We start from the raw sequence: 19,404 nt of genomic DNA on the forward strand, positions 1-19,404 counted from the left end.
TACGCCCGTTTTGGTGTTCCTGGGGCTTCCCGGGGTTTTCCTAACGAAACGAGAGGATCGCTCAGCTGCCGGCCGGTGGCAGCCCGTCGCCGTCCCCACCACCTCCACCGCCGCCCGCGTCGGGCGTGGGCGGTGTCGTCACCGGCGGGGTGGTTCCGGCGGGGGTCGTGGGTTCCGGCGGGGTGGGTCCGGCCGGAGTCGTCGTCTCCACCGGGGTGGCCGGCGCGGAATTGGTCGGCACCGGCTGGGACGACCCGTTCGGCAGCGGCGTCGGGCTGACCGTGATCGACGGCGACGGCTTCGCGTTCTGGTTCCCCGGCCGGTTCGGTCGCTCCGGCTCGTCGGAGCCGGTCTCCTCGACGACCGTCGGGGCCGCGCTCTGCTCGGTGGGTGCCACCGCCGGCCCGGTGCTGCGGATGTTCGGCACGCCGTTGTCGAGCGACTTCGCGGCGCCCAGCGCGGCGCCCAGCGCGGTCAACGCGACCAGCACGGCGGCCAGCGCGCCGACCAGCGAGCCCCGGCGGGCCCGCCCCGACCCCGCGCCGACCACCGTCCTCGGCGTCCTGGCCGAGACGAGGCGGGGGGCGTTCGCCCCGGACGGGTCGCGCAGCGGCGGGGTCACCAGGGCGGTCATGGCGGTGGCGGTGCCGTCACCGCTCGCGGCGCGGGCGGCGGCGGCCATCTCGGCACCCGTGGCGAAGCGGTCCGCCGGATCCTTGGCCAACGCCCGCGCCACCAGGGCACGGACCGGCATCGGAATGTCCGCCGGCAGCTCCGGGGGCTCGTCGTCCAGATGCCGGACGGCCACCTGGAGCGGGTTGTCCCCGGTGAAGGGTGGTTGCCCGGTCAGGCAGCAGTGCGCCACCGCGCCGAGGGCGTAGATGTCGGTGGCGGCCGAGACCGGCCGGCCGGACGCCTGCTCCGGCGCCATGTAGAGGGCGGTGCCCGGCACCGCGTTGGCGCTGGTGATGCTGGTCACATTCGCGGAGCGGGCGACGCCGAAGTCGACCAGCACCACCGTGCCGTCCTCCTGCACCAGCAGGTTGCTCGGCTTGACGTCCCGGTGCACGATCCCGCCGGCGTGCGCGGCGTGCAGGGCCTGGGCGACCTGTGCCACGACCGACATCGTCTCGGTCACGTCCAGGTGGCCGGCCGACTCGATCCGCCGCGACAGCGGCTCACCCTCGACGAACTCCATGACGAGGTAGTCGGCCCGGCTGCCGTCGTCGAGCCGGTCCTCTCCGCAGTCGAAGACCTGGACGATTCCGGGGTTGCGCAGCGCGGCCATGATCCGCGCCTCGGAGCGGAACCGGGCGATGAAGTCGGGGTCCGAGACGAGCGCCGGCAACAGCACCTTCACCGCGACCTGGCGACCGAGAACCAGGTCGGTGGCCCGCCAGACATCGCCCATGCCGCCGGTGGCGACACGTTCGTCCAGGCGGTAGCGACCGCTGAGCACGACCTCGGATGACAACACCCCCATACCGTACCCAGGGTCCTCCCGTCCGGCAGATGGCGATATCCCTTCCCGGCATTCGGGGGATGACCCGGCAGGGAGCACCCTGACCAGCAGTGACCGATGGTCCACTCGCTGTCACCGGCGTCCGGTCGTCGACTTCGGCCCCGCTGCCCCGCTGCCCCGCTGCGCCGCTGCGCCGCTGCGCCGCTGCGCCGCTGCGCCGCTGCGCCGCTGCGCCGGGCGTCCGCGTGAAGCGTCCGCGCCGTGATCCGTGTTACGGCGACGCGCCGCCAGCGAAGTTGATCTATCTCACCCTTTCCGCCTCGATGACCGCTTGCCTCCGCCGCCTCCGGCTCCTAATGTTGCCCACTCTGGCCCCGCCCCGGTGTCGGTACCGCGCCCATACCGACGCCGTACTCCCGCGGCGGTGCCGGACGGGTCACCCGGCCTCCGGTGCCGGGTGCGATCGGGTCAGCGGGGGGCTGAAGGTGCGCGAGGTGGTCCGCTGGGCGGGCCGGGGCTGCGGCATGCGTCCGCCCGCCACCGGCTCGGTTCCGACGGCGGGAGCGGCGCGGCCATGACCGGAGACCTCACCGAGGCGGTCGTCGCGGCGCAGGCCGGTGACGAGGAGTCGTTCCGAATCCTCTACCGCAGCCTCCAGCCTGGTCTGCTGCGCTACCTGACCGCCCTCGTCGGCCCCGACGCCGAGGACGTGGCGTCCGAGACCTGGTTGCAGATCTCCCGGGACCTGTCCCGGTTCACCGGCGGAGAGTTCCGTGCCTGGGCGGTGACCATCGCCCGCAACCGGGCCATGGACCACCTGCGCCGCCAACGTCGCCGCCCGTCCCTCCCGGTGCCGGTGCAGGCGCTCAGTGACCTCGCCGGGGACGCCGACACCGCCGAGCGGGCCGGTGAGACGATCGGGACGGAGTCCGCGTTGGCGCTGATCGCCACCCTGCCTCCCCGGGAGGCGGAGGCGGTGCTGCTGCGGGCGGTGATCGGGCTGGACGCCGAGACCGCCGGGCGGGTGCTCGGCCGGCGGCCAGGAGCGGTCCGTACGGCCGCCCACCGGGGACTCCGCCGGCTGGCCGCGTTGCTGGAGCGTGGCGACGCGCCCCAGTCGTCCGACGACGAGCGGGTCACCCCGCCCCGACCCCGGCCGACGCCACACGCGTCCCGGGTCGAGCCGGCGGACGGCTGACATGAGGGGAAACTGGATGAACTTCCGCCGGTCGGGCCGATCCGGCCGGACGGTGGGCCGGGCCGAGGCGGAGCGGCTGCTCGATCCGACCGGCACCCCGTCTGCCACCGACGATCCGCTCGCCCGGTTGCTGGCCGCTGCCGCCGGCCCGGCCCGGCCCGGTGAACTCGCCGGTGAGCAGGCGGCGGTCGCGGCCTTCCGGGCCGTGCGGGCCGCCGGTGTTCCCGGTCCCGCCGCGACCGGTCGACGGCGTCGACGGCTGACCACCGGCGTGGTGGCCTGGATCGCCGCGCTGGCCGCCACCGCCACCGCCGGGGTGGCCTTCGCCGCCGTCACCCGCGACCATGCCGCCGAGCGGGCGCCGGACCCCGCCCCGTCCTCCGCCACCGCCACCGCCACCGGGTCCGCACGGCCCACCCCGCACCGGTCCGGCCCGGACCGGCGGACCCCGCCGCGGCGTTCCCCCTCTGCCCCCGGCGGCACCCCTTCCGCCCCGGGCCCGATTCCCGGCCCGGGTGGGCCGCCCGGCACCGGCAAGGTGGTCGGCCAGTGCCGGGCCTACCTGGCCATGTCGCCCGAGCAGCGGGTGAAGGTGTTGACCAGATCCGGCTTTGCCGGACTGGTGGCCGCCGCGGGCGGGGCGGACCGGGTGGGGGCCTACTGCCGGGACCTCGTCCCGGGGTACCCCCCGACCGGGTCCCACGCCGGTGCCGGTGTTCCGCCCGGTCCCGGCGGCGGTCCCGGCCGTAAAAACTAGTCGAAAAGGCTTCACAGAAATTTCTTGCCGTCAGGTCTGCGGGATCGGTCCGGGGGACAGAGGATGAAGGCACGGGGCCGGCCGCCACGGCCATCCCCGGACCGGCCGGCACGGCCGGATCCCGGCGTCGGGGAGGGGGCCGTCTCGTGGTGACATCGCCGGAACTGGACCGGACCAGCGTGCTCGGCGAGGTCGCTGGCGCCGCCGGCCACCTCGCCCGGATCTGCTTCAAGACCGGGCCACCCACCCTCACCGGCGTCGAACTGGAATGGACCGTCCACGACGCCGCCGACCCCGCCCGACCGTTGGACCGGGCGCGGCTCCGAGCGGCACTCGGGCCCCACAGCCCGCCCACCCTGGACGACACCAGCCCCGCCCACCCCCTCCGGCACGGCAGCACCGTGACCGTCGAGCCGGGTGGCCAGGTGGAGGTGTCCACCGCGCCGCGATCCTCGGTCGCCGCGCTGGTCTCGGCCACCCAGGCCGACATCGACGAACTCGACGCGCTGCTCGCCCGCGCCGGGCTGGTGCTCGGGCGGACGGGCATCGACCCGTGGCGGGCCCCGCGCCCGGTGGTCGACACCCCGCGCTACCGCGCGATGCGGTGCGTCTTCGACCGCCGCGGCCCGGCCGGGCAGACCATGATGTACAGCACCGCCGGCCTCCAGATCTGCCTCGACGTCGGTGCACCGGCCGGGCTGGCCGACCGCTGGGCGGCAGTGCACGCGGTGGGGCCGCCACTGGTAGCGGCCTTCGCCACCGCCGACCGGCACGCCGGCCGGCGCACCGGATGGGCGTCCGCCCGGATGGCCGCCTGGCTGGACATCGATCCGGCCCGCACCGGGCCGGTCTGGTCGGCGCAGCAGCCGGACCAGGATCCGGTCGCCGCCTGGATCGAGTACGTGCTGGCCGCGCCGCTGCTCTGCCTGCGGCACGACGGCCCGGACTGGACGCCACCGCCGGGGGTCACCTTCGCCGACTGGATCGCCGGGGCGCTGCCGCACCCGCCCACCACCGACGACCTGGACTACCACGTCAGCACCCTCTTCCCGCCGGTACGCCCGCGCGGCTACCTGGAGGTCCGTTACCTCGACACCCAGCCCGGCCGGGACTGGACCATCCCCCTGGCCGTGCTGACCGCGCTGCTGCACGACGACCGGACGGTCCGGGCGGCCCGGACGATCGCCACGCCGGTGGCCGACCGCTGGCACGCCGCCGCCCGGCACGGACTGGCCGACCCGCCCCTGGCCGCGGCCGCCGCAACCCTGCTCGACCTGGCCCGGCAGACGTTGCCGGCCCTGGACCTGCCGTCCGAGACCCATGACGAGATCGACCGCGGGATCCGCCGACGGATCGTCGCCGCGGAGAGGGGGAACCGGTGACCACCACCGAAGAACCGGACACGGGGACCGAGGCACTGCGCAGCCGGATCGCCGTCGAGCTGGCCCGGACCCGGGCCCGCACCGACGCGCTCACCACCGCCGTCGACGACGACGACCTGATCCGTCAGCACTCGACGCTGATGTCGCCTCTGGTGTGGGACCTCGCCCACGTGGGCAACCAGGAGGAACTCTGGCTGGTCCGCGACGTCGGCGGACGGACGCCCGTCCGGCAGGACATCGACGACCTGTACGACGCCTTCAAGCAGCCCCGTAAGGACCGGCCGGCGTTGCCGCTGCTGCCCCCGGCCGAGGCACGGGCCTACGTGGCGACCGTCCGCGACAAGGTGCACGACCTGCTCGACGGGATCCGGTTCACCGACCGGGCGCTGGTCGCCGACGGGTTCGTCTTCGGCATGATCGTGCAGCACGAGCAGCAGCACGACGAGACCATGCTCGCCACCCACCAACTGCGGTCCGGCCCACCGGTGCTCGAGGCGCCCCCGCCCCCCGAGCCCCGGATCAGGGTCGCCGCCGAGGTGCTGGTGCCGGCGGGACCGTTCACCATGGGCACCTCGACCGATCCCTGGGCGTTGGACAACGAACGGCCGGCCCACCCCGTCGAGCTGCCCGCGTACGTCATCGACGCCGCGCCGGTGACCAACGGCGCGTACCGGGAGTTCCTCGCCGACGGCGGGTACGACGACCCGCGCTGGTGGAGCGCGGCCGGCTGGCGACACCGCACCGAGGCCGGGCTGACCGCGCCGATGCACTGGCGACGAGACGGTGACGGCTGGGCCTGTCAGCGGTTCGGGCGGTGGTCGCCGGTACGCGACGACGAGCCGGTGGTGCACGTCTGCTGGCACGAGGCGCAGGCGTACGCGCGCTGGGCCGGCAAGCGGTTGCCCACCGAGGCGGAGTGGGAGAAGGCGGCCCGCTGGGACCCGGCGACCGGTCGGTCCCGGCGCTGGCCGTGGGGCGACGACGAGCCGACCGCCGAGCACGCCAACCTGGGGCAGCGGCACCTGTGGCCGGCGCCGGTCGGGGCCTACCCGGCAGGTGCCTCGCCGCTCGGTGTGCACCAGTTGATCGGCGACGTCTGGGAGTGGACGGCCAGCCCCTTCCACGGCCATCCCGGGTTCGCGGTGTTCCCCTACCGGGAGTATTCGGAGGTGTTCTTCGGCGGCGACTACCGGGTGCTGCGCGGTGGCTCGTTCGGCACCGACCGGTCGGCCTGCCGGGGCACCTTCCGCAACTGGGACCACCCGATCCGGCGGCAGATCTTCAGCGGCTTCCGCTGTGCCCGTGACGCCCGGCCCGAGGAGGTCCACGGGTGATCGGCGGCCCCGCCTGATGTGCCGGCACCTGGCGTACCTCGGCCCCCCGGTGACCCTGCGGACGCTGCTGTACGACCCGCCGCACTCGCTGGTGCGGCAGTCCTGGGCGCCCCGGGACATGCGCGGCGGCGGGACGGTCAACGCCGACGGCTTCGGCGTCGGCTGGTATCCCGGCACCGGGAACCCGGTGCGGTACCGGCGGTCCGGCCCGATCTGGTCCGATCCGACCCTGCCCGAGTTGGCCGGGGTGACCCTCTCCGGCGCGGTGCTGGCGGCGGTGCGCTCCGCGACGGTCGGCATGCCGGTGCAGGAGAGCGCCGCCGCGCCCTTCGCCGAGGGGCGGTGGCTGTTCAGCCACAACGGGGTGGTGCGCGGCTGGCCGGACTCGATCGCCGCGCTGGCCGGCGGGCTGCCGGTGCGGGACCTGGTCACCCTCGACGCGCCGACCGACTCGGCATTGCTGTGGGCGCTGGTACGGCACCGGTTGCGGGCCGGCGCGTCGGCGGTGGAGGCGGTCACCACGACGGTGCGGGAGGTCGCCGCTGTGGCCCCGGGATCACGGTTGAACCTGCTGCTCACCGACGGGGTGTCGGTGGTGGCGAGCGTGTGGGACCACGCGTTGTCGGTGCGCGTCACCGGCGACGCGGTGCTGTTGGCCTCCGAGCCGGTGGACGACGCACCCGAGTGGCAGCAGGTGCCCGACCGGCGGTGGGTGCGGGCGGGGACGGACGGGGTGCACCTCGGCGAGCTGGGGTGACCGGGTGGAACTGGACGATTGCGGTGCAGGAGAGGACATCTGATGAGCGCGGAACCGCTGGAGATCTATCTGCAGGAGCGGGACCTCGACCGGGCCCTGCGGTCCGATGTGCGGACCGGCCTGGCCGCCGACCCGAAGTGGCTGCCACCGAAGTGGTTCTACGACGCCCGGGGCAGTGAGTTGTTCGAGGAGATCACCCGACTGCCGGAGTACTACCCGACCCGGGCGGAACGGGCGGTGCTCGCCGAGCGGGCGGCCGACGTGGCCGCGTCGACCGGGGCGAAGACGCTGATCGAGCTGGGCTCGGGTTCGTCGGAGAAGACCCGGCTGCTGCTGGACGCGTTCACCCGGCACGGCGGGCTGGGCACCTTCGTGCCGCTGGACGTGTCGGTGAGCGCGCTGCGGCAGTCCACCGCGCAGATCGCCACCGACTACCCGGCGCTGCGGGTCCGCGGCATCGTCGGTGACTTCACCCGTCACCTGGACCGGCTGCCGACCGGTGGCGGGCGGCTGGTGGTCTTCCTGGGCGGCACCATTGGCAATCTGCTGCCGGCCGAGCGGGCCGGCTTCCTGGCCGCCATGCGGGCGGCCCTGGAACCGGGCGATCACCTGCTGATCGGCACCGACCTGGTCAAGGACCCGGCGGTGACCGTGCCGGCCTACGACGACGCGGCCGGGGTGACCGCCGAGTTCAACCGCAACGTGCTCCGGGTGATCAACCGGGAGTTGGACGCCGACTTCGATCCGGACGCGTTCGCCCATGTGGCCCGCTGGGACCCCGAACAGGAGTGGATCGAGATGCGGCTGCGGGCCCGCCGGCCCATGCGGGTACGGGTCGGTGCGCTCGATCTGACGGTCGACTTCGCCGCCGACGAGGAGTTGCGCACGGAGGTGTCGGCGAAGTTCCGGCCAGCGGGAATCGCGGCGGAGCTGACGGCGGCCGGCTTCCGGCCGACGCAGTTCTGGACCGACCCGGACGGCCTGTTCGGGGTGACGCTGGCCCAGGCGGCCTGACCCGCGCCGGCTGTTCCGGGTGACGCCAGCCCGGAGCAGCCCGGCCCGCGCCGCCGACGGATGGTCGACGAGGGGCACCCGGCCACCCCGGCGGGCGGGAGGATCGGCTAGTCTGGCGGGCGCGAAGGGGAGTAGCCCCCAATGTCGTGGTCGACATACTGGTGTGTTCCGCACCCGGCCACGCGGCCCCACCTCACGGTGAGGCGGGCGAGACCTTCGACTCAGGCTGTCACAGCCGGGTCGAGGGCGCCCCACACCTCCTCCCGGCCTGATCGGGAAGGTTCTCATGGACGGTTTCCTCGTCGCGCTGGTGGTCAGCTTCGGCGTCATCTTCGTCGCCGAGCTGGGGGACAAATCCCAGCTCATGGCGCTCACGTTCGCCACCCGGTTCAAGACGGTCCCGGTGCTGATCGGCATCACCGTCGCCACCGCGATCGTGCACCTGGCGTCGGTGGCCATCGGGGTCGGCCTGAACGCCGCGTTGCCCACCGAATGGATCTCCCTGGTCGCCGGCCTGGCGTTCCTCGGCTTCGGCGCCTGGACGCTGCGCGGGGACAAGCTCACCGACGAGGAGAAGCGCAAGGCGGAGAAGACCGGCAAGTCCGCCATCTTCGCCGTCGGTGTCGCGTTCTTCCTGGCCGAGCTGGGCGACAAGACGATGCTCGCCACCATCACCCTGGCCACCAAGTACGGCTGGTTCGGCACCTGGCTCGGCTCGACCCTCGGCATGGTGGCCGCCGACGCCCTGGCGATCCTGGTCGGCCGGCTGCTCGGCCGCCACCTGCCGGAGCGGACCATCCGGTACGGCGCGGCGGTGCTCTTCGCCATCTGCGGCCTGTGGCTGATCCTGGAGGCGGTACGGGAGCTGTCCTGACGACCGACTAGCTGATCCGGGGGCGGGTAACGCCTCCCGGTGAGGGTGGACGAGTTGCTGCGCGACGGCGACATGGTCGTGGTGGGGGTGGTGGAGACCCTCGGCGCGACGGTGATCGTCGTCGGCGCGCTCTGGGCGGCGCTGCGGTTCGTGGTCGAGGGGCTGCGGCACCGCAGCGCCGCCGTGTTCACCCCGATCCGACTCTCCCTCGGCCGGTTCCTCACCCTCGGCCTGGAGTTCCAGTTGGCGGCGGACATCCTGCGTACCGCGGTGTCACCGACCTTCGCCCAGCTCGGTCAGCTGGCCGCGATCGCCACCATCCGGACCGCGCTGAACGTCGTCCTCCGCCGGGAGATCGTCCAGGAGCAGCGGCAGGTGCGCGCCGACGCGGACGCCGGTGGTCGCGCACACCCCGGCCTGCCGACCGGGAGCGGGCGCGGCGGGTCGCCCGGATGAGCGGCGTCGCGGTCCTCCTCGCCACCGTGGTGAGCGCGCTCGCCCTCGGTGTCGGTGGGGTGGTGCTGCTGACCGTCCGGTCCTGGCGGTCCGCCCTGCAGGTGCTGCTCGAACTGCTGGTCGCCGCCGGTCTGCTCCGGCTGCTGGGCGGGCGGAGCTGGCCGGCGCTGGCGACGGCGGCGGCGGTCATCGCGCTGCGCCGGCTGCTCTGGGCCGGCCTGGGCACGCCGTCATCCCCGCCGGCACCGAGCACCGACCCGGCACCGAGCACCGACCCGGCACCGAGCACCGACCCGGCACCGACCACCGACCCGGCACCGACCACCGACCCGTCGCTGACTACCGGCCCCCGGGGGTGGGTAAGCCGATCACGCCCCCACCGGGGGTCAGCAGGGCACGAACCGGATGTGACGGGAAGGATTCCCCTATGAGCCGGCACGACGAGCCGAACGAGTACGGCTTCGCGGGCGGGGCCACCGCCCCGCAGCCCCCGGCGGGCGGTCGCCCCGACGAACAGGACCTGGCCGAGGCGGTCGCGGTGCCGGGCGACGACCTGACCGAGCCGGTCGTCGAGGCGCTGGAGGAGACCGAACCGGACGAGCGGGACCGCGCGGCGCACCGATGTCGTTGACCGGTCACCACCGTCCGCCCGGCGGCCCCACCTGTGGGACGGCACCGGGCGGACGGTGGGCTCAGGCGGACGGTGGGCTCAGCGGGGTGAGGGCAGCGTCGAGAGCCGGGCGGCGTCGCCGAGCCGGGCGATGTCGTCGTCGCAGCACGCCGCCAACTGCTTGATCAACTCTTCCGGGTCGCCGTACGGGTCGAGTCCGGTCAGCTCCGCCGGGGCCAGCGCGGGCACCCGTACGTGGGAGATGAGCGGGTGCAGCGGACGGCTGTCGATCTCGTCGACGCCGAACAGGTCCTCGTGCAACTTCTCCCCGGGGCGCAGGCCGGTGTAGACGATCTCGGGCGGCGGGGACGCCTCGGCGGCCAACCGCTGGGCCACCTCGGCGATGCGGACCGGCTCGCCCATGTCCAGCACCAACGCCTCGCCGCCCCGGCCCAGCACGGCGGCCTGGAGCACCAGGTGCACCGCCTCCTGCACGGTCATGAAGTACCGGGTCACGTCCGGGTGGGTCACGGTGATCGGGAGTCCGGCCCGGACCTGGGCCTGGAAGGCGGTGAGCACCGAACCGCGGCTGCTGAGCACGTTACCGAAGCGGACGCTGAGGAACGCCGCGCCGTACCGGTCGGCGTAGTGCGCCATCAGCCGCTCGGTGATCCGCTTGGAGTAGCCGAGCACGCTGACCGGGTTGGCCGCCTTGTCGGTGGAGATGTTCACGAACTCGGCGACGTCGCGGCACGCCTCCAGCACGTTCAGGGTGCCCTGGATGTTGGTCTTGACCGCCTCGCCCGGATGCCGTTGCAGCAGCGTGAGGTGCTTGAGGGCGGCGGCGTGGAAGACGATGTCGGGCCGCCGGTCGGCGATCACCCGGGCGATGCCGGCACCGTCGCGGATGTCGGCGAGGATCAGCTCCGGCCCGTCCAGCAGCGCCCGGCCGTGCAGGGACATCTGCAGTGCGTGCAACGCGGACTCGTCCCGGTCCAGCATCATCAGCTCACCGGGATCACAGCGGGCGATCTGCCGGCACAGCTCCGAGCCGATCGAGCCACCGGCCCCGGTGACCAGGACCCGGCGTCCGGCCAGCCCGTTGCGCTCCACGGTCAGTTCGGCCACCCGTTGGGCCCGGCCGAGCAGGTCGGTGAGTTGCAGGTCGCGTACGGCATCGGCGGTGACCGGGCGGTCCAGCAGTTCCCGTACGGGCGGGAGGACCTTGAACGCGGCACCGGCCTGCAGGGTGCGACTGCGGACGTCGCGCATCAACGCCGCGTCCGAGCCGTTGATCGAGAAGATCACCGTGCCGGCCCGGGTGTCCCGGACCGCCTGGACCAACTGTTTCCGGCCGCCGAGTACGCGGAGCCCGGCCACCCGTAGCCCCTGTTTGTCGGGGTCGTCGTCGAGCAGCCCCACCGGCAGGTATCCGCTGGTCGGGTCGCCGAGCAGCACCCGGGCCAGGCGTTCGCTGGCCGCGTCGACCCCGTAGATGAGGGTCCGGTCGGCCGAGCGGGCCGGTCGGGCGTCCCGGTCGCGTCGCCACCGGTAGGTGACCCGGCCGGCCCCCATCAGCAGCAGCGCGACGGCGGCACCGAGGACCGGCACGCTGGCCGGGATCGGTCGTTCGGTCATCGGTAGCAGCGCGGCCAGCGCCACGGCGGCGGCCAGCACCACCGTCCCACCCAGGTCGCGGGCCTCGCCGACGCTGCCGACCGGATGCCGGCCACGGGCGGTGAACCGTACCTGTTCGAACGCCGCGTGGATGACCGCGCACACGCCGGCGGCCCCGAGGGCGAGCCCGCACTGCCGGGGCGTGATGCCGAACTCGTAGCGGGCCCAGGAGGCGATCAGGAAGCCCGCGCACCAGGAAGCGGTGTCGAGCGTTAGCAAGGACAGGGCCTTCGCGCGTCGGGTGACCCAATCGCGCCGCTGGAGGGGGTCGTCGTCGGGCAGGGGGTCTACGTGGCTCATTGGCGTCCTCTGCGTTTTGTTTCGTTATTGCGAGGATTCGGCACTGCGGAGAGGTTTGCATCGTATACGTTGTTTTTACTGCCTAACGGGCTACTTGATGGGTTTAGACACTCTCATGCGCTTATAGGAACCTAGGGAGACTTCGTGCTTTTTCACCAGCTGGTCGTTCCGCCGGAACGGAGGGTGTGATGGACGTCCGCACCTGCCTGCGCCTGGTCCGCCGACACTGGTGGATCGTCCTGGTCACGCTGATGCTCACGGTCGGCTCGGCGGCGTTGGTCACGGTCCGTACGGCACCCCGCTACGTGGCCTCGGTGACCTTCTTCGTCACCGCCCCCAACCAGGGCGTCAGCAACGCCTACCAGGGCGAACTCTTCCTCCAGCAGCGCGTGAAGTCCTACGCCGACCTGCTACGCAGTGACCGTCTGGCGCAGGCCATGGTCGCGGAGACCTCCCTCGGCCTGACCGCCGACGACGTCCAGCGGCAGGTCGCCACCTCGACCGAACCGGGCACCGTGCTGCTCCGCGCCACCGTCACCGACACCGACCAGGCCCGGGCCATGAAGGTCACCGAGGCCCTGTCGGCGAAGTTCGTCGAGCTGGTCAAGAAGATCGAGACCACCTCGGACGGCAAGGCCGGGCCCACCCGGATCGAGGTGGTCGGTGGCCCCCGGGTCAGCTCCAGCCCGGTCTCCCCGCAGCCCAATCGCAACCTCGCCCTCGGGGTCCTGGTCGGACTTCTGCTCGGCGTGGCGCTCGCCGTGCTGCGCGGCATGGTCGACGTGCGGCTGCGCGACGCCGCCGGCCTGCAACGGGCCACCGGTAGCCCGCTGCTCGGCGACATCCCCTTCGATCCGGGTGCCAAGGCGGCGCCGTTGATCGTGGGGGAGGCGGCGACCTCGGCCCGCGCGGAGGCGGTCCGGAAGTTGCGGACCAACCTGCGTTTCGTGGACGTGCACGAGCCCGCCCGGGTGATCGCGGTGACCAGTGCGTTGCAGGGGGAGGGGAAGACGACCCTGTCCTGCAACCTGGCGATCGCGCTGGCCGAGGCGGGTTGGCGGGTGTTGCTGGTCGACGCCGACCTACGTCGCCCCAAGGTCGCCGACTACCTCGGGGTCGACGGCGGCGTGGGCCTGACCGACGTGCTCGTCGGCGACGTCCAGGTCGGCGACGTGGTGCAGCGCTGGGGCGACAAGTCGCTGCTGGTGCTGCCCAGCGGGTCGACCCCGCCGAATCCCAGCGAACTGCTGGGTTCGAAGGCGATGGCGGACCTGCTGCTCTCCCTCCGCGAGTCCGCCGACATCGTGGTGATCGACACCGCGCCACTGCTGGCCGTCACCGACGGCGTGGTGGTCGCCGTGCAGGCCGACGGCGCGTTGCTGGTCACCCAGCAGGGGCGCACCTCACGCGCCCAGGCCGCCGCGGCGGCCCGCTCGCTGCACTCCGTGTCGGTGCGGCTGCTCGGTTGCGTGCTCAACATGGCCAAGGTGGCCCGCGCGGACGCCTACCAGTACGAGGCGTACCGGATCGCCACCACTGCGGGGCCGTCGGTCCCGGCCGACCGTGCCACCGCCGCCCAGCGCGGCGACCAGGGACTGCCCCCCGTCGGCGACCGGACGCAGGAACTCACCCGGCTGCCGCGATGAGCGCAGCTCCGGGTCCGGCCGTGCCGCCCTCGGGCGGGCCGGCGACGGCAGCACGCGGATCCTCCGCGTCGGGGGCGGCGGTTCGCCGCCGCCCCCCGGCGCGGGCCGACGAGCGCGTGCGCCGGCCGGCCGGCGGACGACCCGGCATCGGCGGTACGCGCAGGATGCGCCGCGGTCACCGCCCGGCACGGGTGGGGACGACCTCGGGCGGGGGAGCGCGGCGATGAAGGTCGGGATCCTGTCGTACCACTTCCCGCCGGAACCGGCGTTCATCCCCGGCAGCCTCGCCGAGGAGTTGGCCCGGCGCGGACACGAGGTGCGGGTGCTGACCGGCTTTCCGGACTATCCCGGTGGCCAGGTCTATCCGGGTTGGCGGCAGCGTTGGCGGCACCTGACCCACAGCGAGCGGTTGACGGTGCGCCGGGTGCCCCGCTATGCCGGCGGGGACGCCTCGCCCGCCGCCCGGATGGCCGGCTATCTCTCCTTCGCCGGCAGTGCCGCGCTGGCGGGCCGGCGCTACCTGGCCGACGTCGACGTGCTGTACGTCTTCCAGTTCCCCGCGACCACCTTCGCCGCCGCCGGGTTGCTGCGGCTGCTCGGCCGGGTGCCCACCGTCCTGCACGTGCAGGATCTCTGGACCGGGGAGGTCGCCCCGGGGGAGGCCGCGCAGGACCGGCCCGGCCGGATCGCCAGCACCATGCGACGGGTGCTGCGCGAGGCCGACGCGGTGGCGGTGACCGCCCCGTCCATGCGGGACCTGGTGGTCGCCGAGGGGGTGGCCGAGGCGCGGGTGCGCACGGTGCTCAACTGGACCGACGAGCGGATCTTCCAACCGGTGCGCCCCGGGCGGGACGCCTGGGCGCTGGTGCGCCGGGACGCCCGCTGCGTGGTGATGCACGCCGGCACGATCGGCGTACGCCAGGGCCTGGAGACCGCGGTACGGGCGGCGGCGGCGCTCGACGACCGGATGGATCTGGTGCTGGTCGGCTCCGGGGCGCAGGAACGGCGGGTCCGGGGGCTCGCCACCGAGTTGGGTGCCGACAACGTCCGCTTCCTCGCGCGGCGGTCCCCGCTGGACATGCCCGAGCTGTACGCCGCCGCCGACTACCAGCTGGTGACCCTGCGCGACCTTCCCGAGCTGCACGGGACGGTGCCGAGCAAGGTGCAGTCCGCGCTGGCCTGCGCCGCCCCGATGGTGGCCTCCGCCGGTGGTGACACCGCGGCCCTGGTGGAGCGGGCCCGGGCCGGGCTGTCCTGCCCGCCCGAGGACTGGGCCGCGCTGGCCGACCGGTTCTGGCTGGCCACCACGATCCCGCCGCCGGCACGGGTCGAGATGGGTCGGCGGGGGCGGGAGACGTACCTGCGGGAGATGTCGTTGCGGGCCGGGGTGGACCGGATCGAGGCGCTGCTGGGGGAGATCGCGGCCGGCCACTGACGAGCGGATGCCCCGGGCGTTGACCCCTTAAAGGCCCGTAATGACCTCAGAGTGCTGTCAATCATGCTAGAAAACTCACTAATGGTCATATCGCCCGAGGCGAGAGCGGAGTACGGCGTGGGGGAGAGCGGCGGGTCGCGCAGCGGCCGACGAAGACTGCGGAGGCGGACCCGGCGGCGAATCCGGCGGGCCCTGTTGATCGGGTTGGTCGTCGGGTCGGTGCTGTTCGGCGCGGCCGGCTGGGTGGGGTTCCGCGGCTGGCAGGCGCGTGCCCACCTGGTCAACGCGGCCGGGCTCGCCCGGGAGCTGAGCACCCAGGTGCTGGGCGGTGACCTCGACCGTGCCCAGCGCACGCTGGCGGCGTTGCAGGAGCAGGCCGGCGCGGCCAGGACCGCCACCGGCGATCCCGGCTGGGGGCTCGCCCGGCACGTCCCGTACGCCGGCGACGACGTGGCGGCCGTCCGCACCATCGCGGTGGCCATCGACGACCTGGCCCGGCAGGCGTTCCCGGCGTTGCTGCGCACCGACCTGACCACGCTGGTGCCGACCGAGGGGCGGCTGGACCTGGCCCGGCTGCGGGCCGCCTCGGCGGACCTGACCGCGGCGGACGCCGCCGTCCGCAGGTCCCGGGCCGGTCTCGATGCGGTGCCCGCCGAGGACCTGGTCAGCCAGCTCGGCACGGCGTTGGCGCAGTTGCGTACGGAGATCGACCGACTGGCCGGGCTGACCGGGGCGGCCGACCGGGGCGCCCGGGTGCTGCCCGCCCTGCTCGGGGCGGACGGGCCGCGCAGTTACCTGCTGCTGTCGCAGAACCTCGCCGAACTGCGCGCCACCGGTGGCATGTTCGGCGCGTACGCGGTGATCCACGCCGACGACGGGCGGATCCGGATGCGCGAGCAGGGGACCAGCGCCCAGCTCGGTCGCTTCACCCCGGCGCTGCGGGTCGACGACGAGGTACGCCGGATCTACACCGACCTGCCGGGCATCTATCCGGCCGACGTCAACCTCACGCCGCACTTCCCGACCGCGGCGAAGCTCTACCGGGAGATGTACCGACGGCACAGCGGCGTGACCGTCGACGGGGTCCTGACGGTCGACCCGGTGATGCTGTCCTACCTGCTCCAGGCCACCGGGCCGGTGTCGGTGCCGGGCGACGCCACCCTGGTCAGCAGCCAGGTGGTGCGCACCCTGCTCAGCGACGCCTACCAGGGGCGGGACGACAACGGGCAGGACGCCTTCTTCGCCGCGTCCGCGTCCGCCGTCTTCGACGCCTTCCTCACGAAGAAGGTCAACCCAAGAGTGCTTTTGTCGGCTTTAGACCGCTCCATCACGGAAAGGCGGATACTGTTCTGGAGTGCCCGATCCACGGAACAGCGGACGTTCGCCGACACCCGGCTCGCCGGTGCGCTCCCTGAACAGGAGTCCGCACCGACCGTCGGGGTCTTCCTCAACGACGGCAGCGGCGCCAAGCTCGGCTACTACCTGCGGCCGGCGGCGACCCTCACCGTCGGCGACTGCGCCGACGAGGGGCGGCGGCAGCTCCGGCTGCGGTTCACCCTGCACTCCTCGGCCCCCGACTCGGGTCTCACCAAGTCGGTGCTCGGCCTCGGCAAGGCCGGCGACCCGTACACCGCCCGGACCCTGATCTCCATCTACAGCCCGGCCGGCGGGACGGTGCTCGGCGCCCGTCTGGACGGCAAACCGACCCCGCTGGGCAGCGGGATCGAGCGTCGTCGGCAGGTCGTCATCGCCACCGTCGACGTCGCCCCGGGGGCCACCCGAACCCTCGACGTGGACCTGCTGACCGGCAGGAACACCACCGGCATCCCCGAAATCTGGCACACACCGACCGCCACCCCATGGACCACCCAAGTAGTTCCCGCACCTAGCTGCAAACAGTAGGAGGAGACCATCATGCGGCTATCCCGCATTCTCATGGCGCTGACGGTCGGTCTGGCCATCGTGGCCGTGCCGACCGCCGCGGGGGCTGCTCAGCCGCAGCCACCCGCCACCACCAGCACCCCGCAGCCGCCACCGGACTATCCGCCCGCCACGCCGTCGCTGACGGCCAACCCGACGACGATCACCATCGGCGAGACGGTGGTCCTCACCGGCACCGGCTTCGGACCGAACGAGATCGTCGACATCGACGTCACCGTGGCGCCCCTCGCCGCGGCCGTTCCGGGGCAGGCGCCGGCCCGGCGCAGCGACGGCACCACCGTCGCCATGGTGAAGGTCGACTATTCGCAGCCGCAGCCCGCGCCGCGGCACTTCACGGCGCAGACCGACGCGAACGGTAACTTCACCGTGAGCTACCGGCCGAGCGACATCGGGCGGATCACCTTCACCGCGACCGGGCGCACCTCGGGCCGTACGGCCAGCACGACGATCACCGTGCTGCCGAAGAGGAAGCCGCACCTGCCGGTGACCGGTGACAACCTGGGCACGCCGCTGAAGGTTGGCGGCGTGCTGGTCGGCGTCGGTGTGGTGCTGATGCTCACCGCCTTCGGCTGGCGTCGTCGCCAGCGGTTCGGCATGACCCGCTGACCCGGATCACACCGGTACGCACAGGTGCCCGTCGGACCATCGGTCCGGCGGGCACCTGCCGTCGGTGCGCGTTGCGGTCCAACGCGCTCACCGCCATCCCGCCGGCATCGGCCGCCTTGCCCGGCGCGAACTTCACCCCACCCCACCCCACCCCACCCCACCCCACCCCGGCCCGGCCCGGCCCGGCCCGGCCGAGGACGTGTACCGCCTCCGGGGTGGTCGGCATGTTCGCCCCCTCGACCACCGCGACACCGCCGCCGGCGACCCGGCGCCGCGGCCTCCACGCCGCCGATCTCGTTCTGCGTCGCGCACGGCAGGGCCAGGTCGCAGGGCACCTCCCGGTACGACAGGCCCTTGCCGGTCAGCACGCCCGACTCGTACCGGTTGGTGATTCGTTTGTACTGGCCGAACAGGTAGCCGATCTCCCGGCCGCCGACGCCGACGTCCCGGCCGGGACGTCGGTCGGGTGAACACCGACTCGACGGCCTCCGCCATGGGCGGTCACGTGCCTTCCGGTCCCGGTGCGGCCTCGTCGCCACACCGTCGTCGGTGTGCGCCACCGACCGCCCCCGGATACGGATCGTCACCCCCGTCCGGTTCACTGGAGGGGTGGACGAGTTGATCTGGAACGCCGCCCGGTCCGCCCGCGCCTGGCTGGACGCCGCCAACGGCACCGACCAGACCGAGCTGACCTGCCGAATCCTCAAACTCACCGAGGAGGCCGGCGAGGCGGCCGGGGCGTGGATCGGTGTGCTCGGCCAGAACCCCCGCAAGGGCGTGACGCACAGTCACGAAGAGGTGGCCGCCGAGCTGGCCGACGTGGTGTTCACCGCGCTGGTCGCCATCGAGAGTCTGGGTCTGGACGCCCGCTCGGTGGTGACCGCGTGCGCGGCGAAGGTCGAGTCCCGGATCGCCCAGTGACGCCTTCGGCACCCGATGGGCGGTTCGGTGTCGTGGGGTGCGCGTCGATTGTCCGGCGTCGTCCGGTCCGCCCCCGGTCGCCGTGACCGGCGGCACCCCCGGGCCGGAATCCGGGCCGGCCCGGAGGCGTTACACCCTGCGTACGACCGCAGCAGCGTACCGACCGGCCACCCGGTCCGCCGCGCTCGCCTCCGCCCCCGGCATTGTGTCTTCGCCACCGGCGGAATGATGGTGGGCCGAAGGTCGTTACACCTGGTCCGGTGCCGCGAGCCCTCCGGCCGCGCCCCGGGATACGGTCCGCACCTCCGTGGAATGGCCCCGGGACGCCGGTCGTTACACCTGACCCCGGCCCGAGCGGCCCCCCGGCCTGCGGCAACCTCGCCCAACGCGGCCCCGCGACAGTGGCAGGACCGGCCAACATCGCCGGAGAACACCCGATCTCTTTCCCCGTATTGAGCGCCCCGACGTGGTGCCCACGCCCTCCGAGCCTGTCCCCCCGACAGGCACCCCGACCCCCCGGTCGGGACAAGGGCGTCAACCCCCCGAAGGAGCCACCCCCATGAACACCACCATCCTGCGTAAGACCGCTCTCGGCATCGCCGGCCTCGCCTTCACCGGCGGCATCCTCGCCGGCCCCGCCACCCACGCCCACGCCACCACCGACACCCGCCCGGTCGCCGTGACCGTCCAGGCCGACAAGCCGGCGGTGGACAAGGGCAAGCTGATCCCGCACGGCGTGCAGGGCGACCAGTCCCGCATCGACCTGAACGACGAGCAGACCGGCAACGTCAAGGCGATCATCGTCGCGACCAAGAAGTCGGGCCTGGACGAGCGGGCCGCCGTGGTCTCCATCGCCACCGCGTTGCAGGAGTCGAAGCTGGAGAACCTCGGTCACCTGGGTGACCGTAACGACCACGACTCGCAGGGCCTGTTCCAGCAGCGCCCGTCGTCCGGTTGGGGCACCGTGGAGCAGATCACCGACCCCGAGTACGCCACGATGGCGTTCCTCAAGGGCCTCAAGCAGGTCGACGGCT

General features: G+C 73.4%; 19 protein-coding genes. 16 read left to right on the plus strand and 3 right to left on the minus strand.

Annotation, left to right across the window (positions count from 1 at the left end; genetic code table 11):
* Positions 1 to 61: 61 nt before the first annotated feature.
* Positions 62 to 1,483 carry a serine/threonine-protein kinase gene (locus GA0070216_RS25720; RefSeq protein ID WP_091251307.1) on the minus strand — a complete coding sequence of 474 codons (1,422 nt, stop codon included), beginning with the start codon at positions 1,481 to 1,483 and terminating at the stop codon, positions 62 to 64.
* Between the two features lie 553 nt (positions 1,484 to 2,036).
* On the opposite strand from GA0070216_RS25720, the gene GA0070216_RS25725 reads away from it, so the two are divergent.
* The 10 genes from GA0070216_RS25725 (at position 2,037) to GA0070216_RS25770 (ending at position 9,865) form a co-directional block, all read left to right on the plus strand.
* Complete coding sequence (locus GA0070216_RS25725) at positions 2,037 to 2,660, plus strand: RNA polymerase sigma factor (protein ID WP_091251310.1); 624 nt, start codon at positions 2,037 to 2,039, stop codon at positions 2,658 to 2,660.
* Positions 2,661 to 2,676: 16 nt separating this feature from the next.
* Positions 2,677 to 3,417, plus strand: a complete 741-nt coding sequence (locus GA0070216_RS25730; protein WP_176739130.1) for a hypothetical protein — start codon at positions 2,677 to 2,679, stop codon at positions 3,415 to 3,417.
* A gap of 146 nt (positions 3,418 to 3,563) precedes the next feature.
* Positions 3,564 to 4,799, plus strand: coding sequence for an ergothioneine biosynthesis glutamate--cysteine ligase EgtA (egtA, locus tag GA0070216_RS25735; RefSeq protein ID WP_091251312.1), 1,236 nt, complete (start codon positions 3,564 to 3,566; stop codon positions 4,797 to 4,799).
* Positions 4,796 to 6,133 carry an ergothioneine biosynthesis protein EgtB gene (gene egtB / locus GA0070216_RS25740; RefSeq protein WP_091251314.1) on the plus strand — a complete coding sequence of 446 codons (1,338 nt, stop codon included), beginning with the start codon at positions 4,796 to 4,798 and terminating at the stop codon, positions 6,131 to 6,133. Before egtA ends, egtB begins: the two co-directional genes overlap by 4 nt.
* 16 nt (positions 6,134 to 6,149) lie before the next feature.
* Positions 6,150 to 6,890 carry an ergothioneine biosynthesis protein EgtC gene (egtC, locus tag GA0070216_RS25745; protein ID WP_091251317.1) on the plus strand — a complete coding sequence of 247 codons (741 nt, stop codon included), beginning with the start codon at positions 6,150 to 6,152 and terminating at the stop codon, positions 6,888 to 6,890.
* 42 nt (positions 6,891 to 6,932) lie between these two features.
* Entirely contained in the window at positions 6,933 to 7,904 is a 972-nt protein-coding gene (egtD, locus tag GA0070216_RS25750; protein WP_091251320.1) for an L-histidine N(alpha)-methyltransferase, read from the plus strand.
* Positions 7,905 to 8,190: 286 nt separating this feature from the next.
* A complete protein-coding gene (locus GA0070216_RS25755; protein WP_091251323.1) occupies positions 8,191 to 8,778 on the plus strand; it encodes a TMEM165/GDT1 family protein in 588 nt (195 codons plus the stop codon).
* A 72-nt stretch (positions 8,779 to 8,850) separates the two neighbouring features.
* Entirely contained in the window at positions 8,851 to 9,234 is a 384-nt protein-coding gene (locus GA0070216_RS25760; protein WP_091251404.1) for a DUF1622 domain-containing protein, read from the plus strand.
* Positions 9,231 to 9,665: a hypothetical protein gene (locus tag GA0070216_RS35770; protein ID WP_245722726.1), complete on the plus strand. Its 435-nt coding sequence runs from the start codon at positions 9,231 to 9,233 to the stop codon at positions 9,663 to 9,665. Before GA0070216_RS25760 ends, GA0070216_RS35770 begins: the two co-directional genes overlap by 4 nt.
* Entirely contained in the window at positions 9,662 to 9,865 is a 204-nt protein-coding gene (locus GA0070216_RS25770; protein ID WP_091251325.1) for a hypothetical protein, read from the plus strand. Before GA0070216_RS35770 ends, GA0070216_RS25770 begins: the two co-directional genes overlap by 4 nt.
* 78 nt (positions 9,866 to 9,943) lie before the next feature.
* On the opposite strand, the gene GA0070216_RS25775 is transcribed toward GA0070216_RS25770, so the two are convergent.
* Complete coding sequence (locus tag GA0070216_RS25775) at positions 9,944 to 11,821, minus strand: nucleoside-diphosphate sugar epimerase/dehydratase (RefSeq protein ID WP_091251328.1); 1,878 nt, start codon at positions 11,819 to 11,821, stop codon at positions 9,944 to 9,946.
* 188 nt (positions 11,822 to 12,009) lie between these two features.
* On the opposite strand from GA0070216_RS25775, the gene GA0070216_RS25780 reads away from it, so the two are divergent.
* The 4 genes from GA0070216_RS25780 (at position 12,010) to GA0070216_RS25795 (ending at position 17,449) form a co-directional block, all read left to right on the plus strand.
* Positions 12,010 to 13,467, plus strand: a complete 1,458-nt coding sequence (locus GA0070216_RS25780) for a tyrosine-protein kinase domain-containing protein (RefSeq protein ID WP_091251331.1) — start codon at positions 12,010 to 12,012, stop codon at positions 13,465 to 13,467.
* A 223-nt stretch (positions 13,468 to 13,690) separates the two neighbouring features.
* The gene (locus GA0070216_RS25785) at positions 13,691 to 14,902 is read left to right on the plus strand and encodes a glycosyltransferase family 4 protein (protein WP_091251333.1); all 1,212 of its coding nucleotides are present in this window, start codon (positions 13,691 to 13,693) and stop codon (positions 14,900 to 14,902) included.
* Between the two features lie 195 nt (positions 14,903 to 15,097).
* A complete protein-coding gene (locus GA0070216_RS25790; protein ID WP_245722727.1) occupies positions 15,098 to 16,804 on the plus strand; it encodes a DUF4012 domain-containing protein in 1,707 nt (568 codons plus the stop codon).
* 12 nt (positions 16,805 to 16,816) lie between these two features.
* The gene (locus GA0070216_RS25795) at positions 16,817 to 17,449 is read left to right on the plus strand and encodes a hypothetical protein (protein ID WP_091251337.1); all 633 of its coding nucleotides are present in this window, start codon (positions 16,817 to 16,819) and stop codon (positions 17,447 to 17,449) included.
* On the opposite strand, the gene GA0070216_RS36680 is transcribed toward GA0070216_RS25795, so the two are convergent.
* Complete coding sequence (locus GA0070216_RS36680) at positions 17,400 to 17,675, minus strand: hypothetical protein (protein ID WP_245722728.1); 276 nt, start codon at positions 17,673 to 17,675, stop codon at positions 17,400 to 17,402. The two genes, GA0070216_RS25795 and GA0070216_RS36680, sit on opposite strands and share 50 nt — an antisense overlap.
* A 383-nt stretch (positions 17,676 to 18,058) precedes the next feature.
* Between GA0070216_RS36680 and GA0070216_RS25805 the strand changes: the two genes are divergently transcribed.
* Both GA0070216_RS25805 and GA0070216_RS25810 read left to right on the plus strand, forming a co-directional pair.
* Positions 18,059 to 18,370 (plus strand): MazG-like family protein, encoded by a 312-nt coding sequence (locus tag GA0070216_RS25805; protein WP_091251338.1) that lies wholly within the window; start codon positions 18,059 to 18,061, stop codon positions 18,368 to 18,370.
* Positions 18,371 to 18,929: 559 nt separating this feature from the next.
* Positions 18,930 to 19,404, plus strand: a 475-nt coding sequence (locus GA0070216_RS25810; RefSeq protein WP_091251340.1) for a hypothetical protein, incomplete at its 3' end; no start/stop codon positions are given.

The sequence above is a fragment of the Micromonospora matsumotoense genome, from assembly GCF_900091525.1.
Taxonomy (GTDB): Bacteria; Actinomycetota; Actinomycetes; order Mycobacteriales; family Micromonosporaceae; genus Micromonospora; species Micromonospora matsumotoensis.